The sequence below is a fragment of the Streptomyces sp. NRRL S-495 genome (assembly GCF_000966955.1).
GTDB lineage: Bacteria > Actinomycetota > Actinomycetes > Streptomycetales > Streptomycetaceae > Kitasatospora > Kitasatospora purpeofusca.
This window is the reverse complement of the sequence record NZ_JZWY01000934.1, coordinates 1-8803: the sequence shown is the minus strand read 5'-3', so window position 1 is coordinate 8803 and position 8803 is coordinate 1. Positions and strand designations below refer to the sequence as shown.

Annotated in this window: 5 protein-coding genes and 1 pseudogene; 4 read left to right on the top strand and 2 right to left on the bottom strand. The window is 70.6% G+C overall.

Translation table 11 applies throughout. From position 1 onward, the window contains the following. Nucleotides 1–1107 (top strand): annotated as a pseudogene (locus VR45_RS43040) (hypothetical protein); the annotation flags it as partial. Between the two features lie 497 nt (nucleotides 1108–1604). Further along, nucleotides 1605–4157 carry a hypothetical protein gene (locus tag VR45_RS43035; protein ID WP_052709654.1) on the top strand — a complete coding sequence of 851 codons (2553 nt, stop codon included), beginning with the start codon at nucleotides 1605–1607 and terminating at the stop codon, nucleotides 4155–4157. 90 nt (nucleotides 4158–4247) lie between these two features. Here the strand turns inward: VR45_RS43035 and VR45_RS36625 are convergent, their stop codons facing one another. Continuing rightward, nucleotides 4248–5483 (bottom strand): SpoIIE family protein phosphatase, encoded by a 1236-nt coding sequence (locus tag VR45_RS36625; RefSeq protein WP_199926074.1) that lies wholly within the window; start codon nucleotides 5481–5483, stop codon nucleotides 4248–4250. Between the two features lie 65 nt (nucleotides 5484–5548). After that, nucleotides 5549–5905 carry a DUF1036 domain-containing protein gene (locus VR45_RS36620; RefSeq protein WP_052709653.1) on the bottom strand — a complete coding sequence of 119 codons (357 nt, stop codon included), beginning with the start codon at nucleotides 5903–5905 and terminating at the stop codon, nucleotides 5549–5551. Nucleotides 5906–7285: 1380 nt separating this feature from the next. Here VR45_RS36620 and VR45_RS36610 point away from each other — a divergent pair. Continuing rightward, nucleotides 7286–7957 (top strand): dienelactone hydrolase family protein, encoded by a 672-nt coding sequence (locus VR45_RS36610; protein ID WP_199926073.1) that lies wholly within the window; start codon nucleotides 7286–7288, stop codon nucleotides 7955–7957. Then, nucleotides 7954–8076, top strand: coding sequence for a dienelactone hydrolase family protein (locus tag VR45_RS48150; RefSeq protein ID WP_199926072.1), 123 nt, complete (start codon nucleotides 7954–7956; stop codon nucleotides 8074–8076). The genes VR45_RS36610 and VR45_RS48150 overlap by 4 nt, the downstream gene beginning before the upstream one ends. Nucleotides 8077–8803: the final 727 nt, after the last annotated feature.

Below are 8803 nucleotides of genomic sequence, written 5' to 3'. Positions count from 1 at the left end.
GGCGTGGACAGTCCGGACCAGACGCTGGGAAAGGGCTGGAAGGCCTCCGAGGACCGTGCGGTGACCGGCGCGGCCGATGCCGAGGCCTTCAAGATCCTTGTCGCCGACGAAGCGGCGGCGTACGAGTGGAGGACGGTCGCCGCGCTGGCGGAGCCCGGGCTGCCGGCCGACTCGTGGATCGGCAACCAGTGCGTCATGGACGACTCGCACGTGGCCGCCGTGTACGCCCCGCGCGCGTTCACCAACAAGCCCGACCTGATGCAGGGCGGCGCGTTCACGGCGATCGTGAACACCACGACGGGTGAGGTGACGAAGCTGCCGTTCACCGCCACGCTCGCCTACTTCGACCCCGCCTGCAACACCACCACGCACACGGCCGCCTTCACCCAGTACCGCGACATGAACGACGCGGCGCAGGTGAAGACCCAGGTGATCACCGTGGACACGGCCGGCACCGCGGTCACGAAGACCGGGGAGCTGCGGGGGCAGGTGTCGTCGGCGGTACCGGTGAAGGACGGTGTGGTCGCCGGTCTGGGCCGCGATCTCGTCCGGATCGACGGCAAGGGCACGATCAGCCGACTCGCCGGGGGCGACGGCATCCCCTTCGACATCCGCCCCATGGCAGGGGACCGCATCGGCTTCGTGGACCGCAAGGACACGGGGGCGGCGCAGGCGAAGGTGTACAGCGGCGCCGGTGAGCCGCTCACGGTCGCCACCGGGAACCTCGGCGAGCTGGAGCTGGTGTCCGGCGCGCAGGGCCGTGCCTTCCTCACCGGCCGTCCCCGGGACGTCAAGGTGGAGGGGAGCGGAGTCACCCGGCTCGACGTGCCGGCGGGCACCGAGGTCTCCTCCCAGGGCCACCTCGCCGTCGCCCCCGTCCTCACCCCCGGCGTCCGCGCCGGACTGAACCGGATCAAGGCGGCCGGGAAGGGCTTCGACGGGGCGGCCGGGCCCGAGGCGGGTGTGCCTGCCCCCTCCGGGCCGGCCCCCGGGACGCCGGCCGGCGGCACCACGACGACGGTCACGTCGACCGTCACGGCGACGGGCCGAGCCGCGCACAACGGCCCGTGCGACGGCGGCCGCGCCCGACTCCCACGACCCCCGTGACACCGACCGCTGGTGCTCCGTCTCCCGCAACGACATGAGTGTGCAGGCGCTGCAGCCGACGCCCAACCAGGTCGAGTGGGCGGTGGACATGGCCGTGCGCGGCGAGCTGCGCAGCAACTGGATCCGTCAGGGCGACTACCGCGGCCAGGCCGGGCTCCTCACGATCGACCCCCAGGGGCTCTTCCCCCGCCCGGAGCTGAAGGGCGGCGGACGGATCCCCGCCAATGTGCTGCTCGGCATCCTGGCGCAGGAGTCCAACCTGTGGCAGGCCGAGTCCGGCGCGGTCCCCGGCCAGATGGGCAGCCCGCTGGCCGCCGTGGACGGCTACTACGGCCACAGCACGAAGGACACGCTGCTCGGCTACTGGCGCATCAACTGGGACAAGTCCGACTGCGGTTACGGCGTCGGCCAGGTCACCGACGGCATGCGGCTGAAGGGGCACGAGAAGACCGGCGAGACGAGCCTCGATCCGGCGCGCCACCAACATCGCCGCCTCCATGAAGATCCTCTCGGACAAGTGGAACGAGGTGCACGCCGACGGGCAGAAGATCGCGGTCAACAACGACGATCCGTCCCGGGTGGAGAACTGGTTCACGGCGGCCTGGAACTACAACCTCGGCTTCAACCCCAAGTCGGCGGCCGGCCAGAACGGCGGTGCCTGGGGCCTGGGCTGGTACAACAACCCCGCCAACCCCATGTACAAGAAGGGCGCCTGGGACCACCCGTTCATGGATGTGAGCCTCAACACGAACAACATCCGTGACGCGGCGACCCCGCAGTACTGGCCGTACGAGATGAAGGTGATGGGCTGGTCCGCCTGGTCCATCGACACCGGCTTCTCCTACGGCACGGACGGCCGCCAGGACTGGAAGGGCGAATCGGGGTTCAACTCCGCCGGTTTCAACCCCGCCTGGTGGACCACCGTCGCCGACCGCTCCCGGGTCAGCCCGCCGATCAGCACCTTCTGCAACACCAAGAACAACTGCAACCCCTCCAGCCCGGTGGACTGCCCGGACGAGGCCTGCTACCGCCAGTTCTGGTGGAACCAGGAGAACGCGACCTGGAAGCCCGACTGCGACCAGACGTGCGGGCACGAGAACATCAAGTACCAGACCCTGCGCGCCGAGCCCGGCCGCGGCTACCGGCTGAAGAACGGCACTCCGGTGTGCGCCGGCGCCCCGGCGGGCTCCGACGTCGTCACCTCCGTCCCCGCCGGTACACCGACCTGGTCGGCCTGCGGGCCGGCGGCGTCGACGGGCACGTTCCAGTTCACCTTCCATCCCGACTGGGACCAGCACTACGAGGCGAAGGCCGATCTGCACTCGATCGGCGGCGGTCACGGCGGCCACTTCTGGTACACCCACACCCGGGACGAGGACCACTACGGCGGCGACGGCAACCGGATGACGATCGTGGGCGAGTGGACGGCGGGCAAGTCGTACGACCTCGCCGCCGTCTACGCCTACATCCCCGACACCGGAGCGCAGACCAAGGACGCGAAGTACGTCGTCGACGGCGCCGTCGGCGGCCCGTACGAGCGGTACGTCGACCAGGACGCCAGCAACGGCCAGTGGGTGTCGCTGGGCGCGTACAAGTTCACCTCCACCCCGAAGGTGACACTGACGAACTATTCGAAGGGCGGCACCGCCGACCGCGACATCGCCTGGAACTCCGTGGCCTTCAAGCCGATCAGGGGCACCTTCGTCCAGCGCTCCCTGACCGCGGCCGCGATCTTCGACCCGAACCAGGAGCTGAACTCCAACTGGCCGGTGTCGACGGAGATCAACTCGCCCGTGCGGTCCATGAAGTCCCTCTACGACTGGGGGCTGGGTCTGGCCGACCAGGGGCCGCTGTGGAACAACCCGGACGGGGCCGACGCCCGGGGTCTGGCCTCCGAGGCGCGGTGCCCGACGGCGCAGGCCGTCGGCGAGTGCACGGGGCAGCAGACCTGGGACGCGGCCGACCAGTGGGCCAAGGACATCAGGGCCGGCGGCTCGGCCCCGCGTGCGGACGGCTCCGCCCCCGCGATGTCGATCCCGGTCTGGATGGCCATGTCCAACCTGCGCCCCGACGTGTCCAAGCCCGCCTCCCAGGCGTACAGCGACCCGAACAGCTACAAGATCAAGTCCGATGTGAACGTGACCTTCGTGGTCGGCGAGGACGGGAAGATCGTCGACGGCAGCGCCGGGTCGAACTACCGGGCCCGCGTCGGCAACGCCCACCTGCCCCACTTCGTCACCAGGATCATGAAGACGATCGAGGCGGACTACGGGATCGCGGCACCGGACATCGACTACACCACGCAGGACGCGCTGGAGTACGGCAACGTCCAGACCTCCCACCCCTACACGGACGGGGACACCCCGGGCCAGGCGTACTTCCCGCACTTCCGTGGGGCCCGCATCGACGACGCCAAGCAGTGCGTCGACTTCCGCGCCGTCGGCGGCGGTGTGCACGGCTACCGCGCGATGATCGGCCACAAGTCGATCAACGACAACGTCAAGGCGTGGGTGGACAAGGTCAACGCGAGTCTGCGGACCAACCACGCGGTGCGGCGGTTCGCCGGAGACGTCTACGCGATGTTCTTCAAGAACAGCGGGTCCTGGAACAACAACATGGGCGGCTCCATGATCGGCAACGCGCCCCCGATCTGGCAGGACATCGCCGCGGCCTTCTGCGCCGACGGGTCCGTGAAGCCGACGCACTTCCAGCGCAACGGCGACGCGACTCCCTCCAACGGCATCGTCTTCCAGTCCTACATGCCCGACCTGTACCTGTACATCGACGACCGGCTGACCGACAACCTCGGCCGCCCGTCGAACCAGCGGATCAACGGCGGGGACTGGAGGAACTTCTCCAACTTCCCCGCCACCGCTCCCAACGGCAACGCCTACGCATCCTGCTCGGCCGCCACCCGCGGCAGCGGCGGCAACCCGTGGGCGGTCGACGCCCCGGCACCGATCATCGGCGACGGCCCGGGCAACCGGCCGAACAAGGTGGTGCACTGCGACGACCCGGCCAACGAGTTCACCGTCAATCTCACCCGGTGACCGCGTGATGTGACGCCGGGGGAGGGGGAGGCCAGTGACGGCCTCCCCCTTCCGGCGTTGCGCGGCTCCTCGGGCCGCGGGCTCCGGCCGTCACAGGCGCAGGACGATCAGGGCGGTGTCGTCGGTGAGTCCGGCGGGCGGGACGAGGTCGGCCAGGAGCGCGTCGGCGAGGGTCTCGGGATCGGCGCGGCGGTGCCGGGCGAGGGAGCGGGCGAGGCGGTCGAGGCCGGTGTCGATGTCCTCGCGCCGGCGTTCGACGAGCCCGTCGGTGTAGAGGACGAGGACGGAGCCCTCGGCGAAGCCGGTTCGGACCTGGGGGCGGGGGACGTGTTCCGGGCGGGCGCCGAGCGGGGGATCGGTGGCCCGGTCGAGGAGGACCACGGTGCCGTCGGGGCCGCACAGCGCGGGCGGCGGGTGGCCCGCGCTGCTGTAGGTGAGGGTGTGGCTGGTCCAGTCGACGAAGACCGACACGGCGGTGGCGCTCTCCGCACCGTCGACGGAGCGGGAGTACAGGCCCAGCACGTCCAGGGCCTCGGCGGGACCGTCGGCGACGCGGGAGGCGGCGGACAGCGCGCTGCGCAGCTGGCCCATGACGCCGGCCGCGCGCAGTCCGTGCCCGACGACGTCGCCGACCGCCACGGCGACGGCGGTGTGGACCGTGCCGGGCAGGTCCACCAGGTCGTACCAGTCGCCGCAGACGTTCAGGGCCCCGGTGGCCGGACGGTACCGTACGGCCGCGCGGTGGTGGCCCAGCGGGCGCGGCGCGGGGAGCATCGCCTCCTGCAGGTGGAGGGCGACCTCGCGTTCACGGGCGTGGGCGCCGCGCAGACGTTCGTTGACCTCCTGCAGGTCCCGGGCACGGGTGTACAGCTCGGCCTCCAGGACACGGGTGCGGCTGCCGTCGTGGGAGCCGCGGGCCGTCATGAAATCCGTGACCTCCTCGACACGGTGCAACAGCAGCGCCACCGTGCCGTCCGGCGCGAGGACGGGGGCGTTCACGGGGCTCCAGTACCGCTCGTGCCACACACCGGGGCGCACCGGGTCCTCGACGTCGTAGCGCTGCAGGGCCATGGTGTCACGCTCGCCGGTGGCCAGGACGCGCTCCAGCGAGGCGTGCAGGTTGCGCACGCCGTTCGCCGAGGGGTCGTTCGGGTTGTCGGGGAAGACATCGAACAGGTAGCGGCCGACGAGCTGCTCGCGGGTGCGTCCGGAGACGGCCAGGAACGCCTCGTTGGCATCCGCGTACACCAGGTCGCGGGTCAGCAGCGCGACCGCGCTCGGCAGAGCCCGGAAGACGTCCTGGTAGTCGATGACGGGTCCGTTCACGATCCACCTGCCCGTACGGGGGTTCTTCCACCATAGGAGCGGGCGGCCCGCACGGCCCACTCCCGTCAGGGCCCGATGACGTTGATCGTATGGTTGATCGAGGAAACCGGCACGAGGATCTTCTTCATGCCGAGCAGCCGGGAGTCGGTGCTCCCCGTGGTCCAGCACCAGTCGAAGGCCCGGTCCGGCATCTGGGTGAAGAATTCTCCGCCCCAGCTCAGAGTTCTGTCCTGGTTCTCCGCGAAGAAGAAGTACTTCGCCCCGTTGACAGGTCCGGAACGCACCTTCAGATCGGTGTGCGGAGTGACCATGAACCATCCGGTCTTCGACCACGGGTCACCTTTCGAAGCGCAGCCGCTGTCCGAATAGGCGTAGGCGAACCAGACCGTCTTCGACGTGCTGTTCTGGAAGTAGAGTCCCACGGTCATCCCTCCTGCGGCGTGGGGTCGTCACCACGGCCGTCGTCGCCGGCGTAGTCGCTCTCCACACCGGGAAGATGGTCCTCACCACTGGAGACCCCCGCAGTCCGATCCATCGGGACCGCCTCGCCCGCCCGGTCCGGCCCGCGCGACCGCCGGTGTTCGGCAGCCTCGTCCGCAGTCCAGGCCCGCGACAATTTCTCTGCCATGTGCGACACCCTTCCATCTCATGACGGACCGAGCGATGCCCGATTCGCCGTTCTGCCGGAGTTCCGTCGCTTCGTGTCACCAGCCCCGAAGCGCCCGCCGGGTTCGCCGGCCCACCGGCACTGCGAGTGCATCACCTGTACACAAACTAACTTCGGCGCATCCGCACCGCACCCGGGCGAGTGACCGGGGAAGGCCCGACCGCGAGCGCAGGGCACCCCCTCCCCCCGGGGCGGAGCGGTGTCCTTCGTCTCGGTTAGGTTGTCGGCGGAACGGGACGAAGGGCAAGGTTGTGCACCCTGGCATTGAGAGACTCAGCACGGTCGTGTCGCCGCCGACGGCCCCGGCCGTTCGTCCATCTCCTTCGAGAAAGTCCTGCAACTCCTCGAACGCCACCGCGTCAACGTCGTCCTCAAGTAGAGCGACAGGCTCACGCTGAGCACCGCACAACGTCGGCCGCCGAGGCGCGTCCCGGCACCGGCACAGGTCAACCCTCTGACAACCGGCACACCGATCTCCGTGTACCGGACCGTCACCCACCGGCCCCGGACCGGCAGCCCCACCGGATGATCGGGTAGCCGGGCGGTCGGCCAACGGGTGCGGCGGCGCCAGATGCCCGAGGGCAGCAAGTGCGAATCGGTACAACCGGAGGTTCGGCTCCTCACGGGGTCGGTAGTGCCGGAGGTCGAGCCACTCGTGCGGCAGGAACAGCGGTCGGGCCTGGGACGCCGCATGTCCCGACTGGTGCTCCCCGCCGGTCGGCGCGGTGGTCAGAGCTGATTTCCCGGGTGCCTGGCTTCCAGGAGCCGATGGTCGATGCCGGGGCGAGGGCGGCCGGCCGGTTCTGCCGCTGGCCCTGGCCCTGGCCCTGGAAGGGATCCTCCGGGTTCGCGGCGTCGACCAGTGCCGTCCCGTAGGCGGGGCCCTTGCGCGTGGCGGACACATCGATGCCTGTCTCTTATACACATCGGCGCCGGTGGCGGCCTCGGTGAGTACGGCCGTGGTGCGGGGTCGGGTGACCGGATTGCGGCCGACCTGCGACGAGAGATGCTTGCGAAGAATTCGCATCCATGATATGATGCCCCGTCAAATAAGGACTTCTCGCATAGTGTTCCCGTGTCCGCCGACGCCGATCGTCCAGCGTCACCCCGTGGAAGCACTGACGAGGAATGCCCTGTGTGCTACGAATCCGACGCTGTTCCGCCCGTCCACGGCGCCGCCGTCACCCCCGTCCCGGAGGCGGGTCCGCTCGTCCTGACGGCAGGCGACGGAACCCGGTTCGCCGCCTTCACGGGGTTCGCCGCCTTCACGGCGCGGCCCGAGCGCCCGTCCGGTGCCGCCGTCGTGGTCCTGCCCGACAACAACGGCCTGTCCCCGTTCTACGAGGCACTCACCGTGCGGTTGGCGGAGCAAGGACATCCCGCACTCGCCCTGGACTGGTTCGGCCGCACCGCCGGGCCCGACCTCCGCGACAGGGGACCGGAGTTCACCGAGCCGGGCAACCTGCTGGCCCACCTGATGAAGCTCACCCCGGCCGGCCTGGACGCCGACATCACCGCCGCGACCGCGGAACTGCGCGCCGACGGCGGGGCGAGCGGCCGGCCGGTGATCGCCCTCGGCTTCTGCTTCGGCGGCCGCCAGGCATTGCGGGCCGCTGCCGAGCGGTTCGCACTCGCCGGCGTGATCGGCTTCTACGGATACCCGGACGCGATCAACGGCTCGCCCGGTCCGACCCAGCTCGCCGACGAGTTCACGGCACCGCTGCTGGCCCTGTGGGGCGGCGCCGACGAGGCCGTCCCGGCGGCCGCAGTGACGGGGTTCGAGCGGGCACTCGAGTTCTGTCGGTGATCTACCCCGGAGCTCCGCACGGCTTCTTCGAGCAGGGCTCGGCGGACACCGCCGAGGCGTGTGCGGACTCCTGGCGCAGGGTCCTGGCCTTCCTCGCCGAGCACGGCGCCAGGCGCTGACCGACCGGGGCCGACGGGCACCACGGGACGGAAGTCGATCCCCACCGCGGGCTTCCGCCGCTGAACGACTCGCCTTCACACGGACCGGTGGGGTCGAGGCGGCAACGGCTGGGCGGTACCGGACGTGATCGACCGAGGGATCAACTCGGCGCCCTCGCCCGCGATGGCGCCCTTCACCGTCTACACGCTGTGTCCCCCCAGGGGTGTGCCCGGCCGCCTTCCGCGTCATCCGTGGTCAAGCAGCGCAGGCTGGTTCGCGGCCGGGGTCAGAGGCAGGACCCCGAGCTGTTCGGAGCGCCACCGTTCCAGGAGCAGGCAAGCAGCCATGGTGGACCTGCCCGGCACCCAGGGGAGAACCGTTACGCCGAGCAGTTGCTCGCCACCGGGCCGGAGCGGACCGGTTGACGCCCCGCGAGCCAGCGGTCGTCCGCCCGGCGCGCGCCCTCGGCCCCTACGCCGCCCGCGCTGTTCCCCGACGGCCGCACCATGGGCGGCATCGCCCGCAAGGCCGGCACCGGCCGCCGGCCACGTCCTGGCCGTCACCGAGGGCATCATCGCCTTCGTCGCCGGCGGTACCGGCCCCGGCGTCGGATCCGGCCTCGGCCGGATCGGGCAGTGGGCCACCGAGATCGGACACCTCGCCCCGCACAAGCCCACCGTCGGCACCGATGCGAACCAGGACCCGGGCCTGCAGTCGTCGAGGCGGGGTTCACGGGCTGTCGTGGAC

Coding starts and splice junctions, on each gene's coding strand:
- VR45_RS43035 (WP_052709654.1), top strand. CDS start 1,605: ATGAAGATCCTCTCGGACAAGTGGAACGAGGTGCACGCCGACGGGCAG.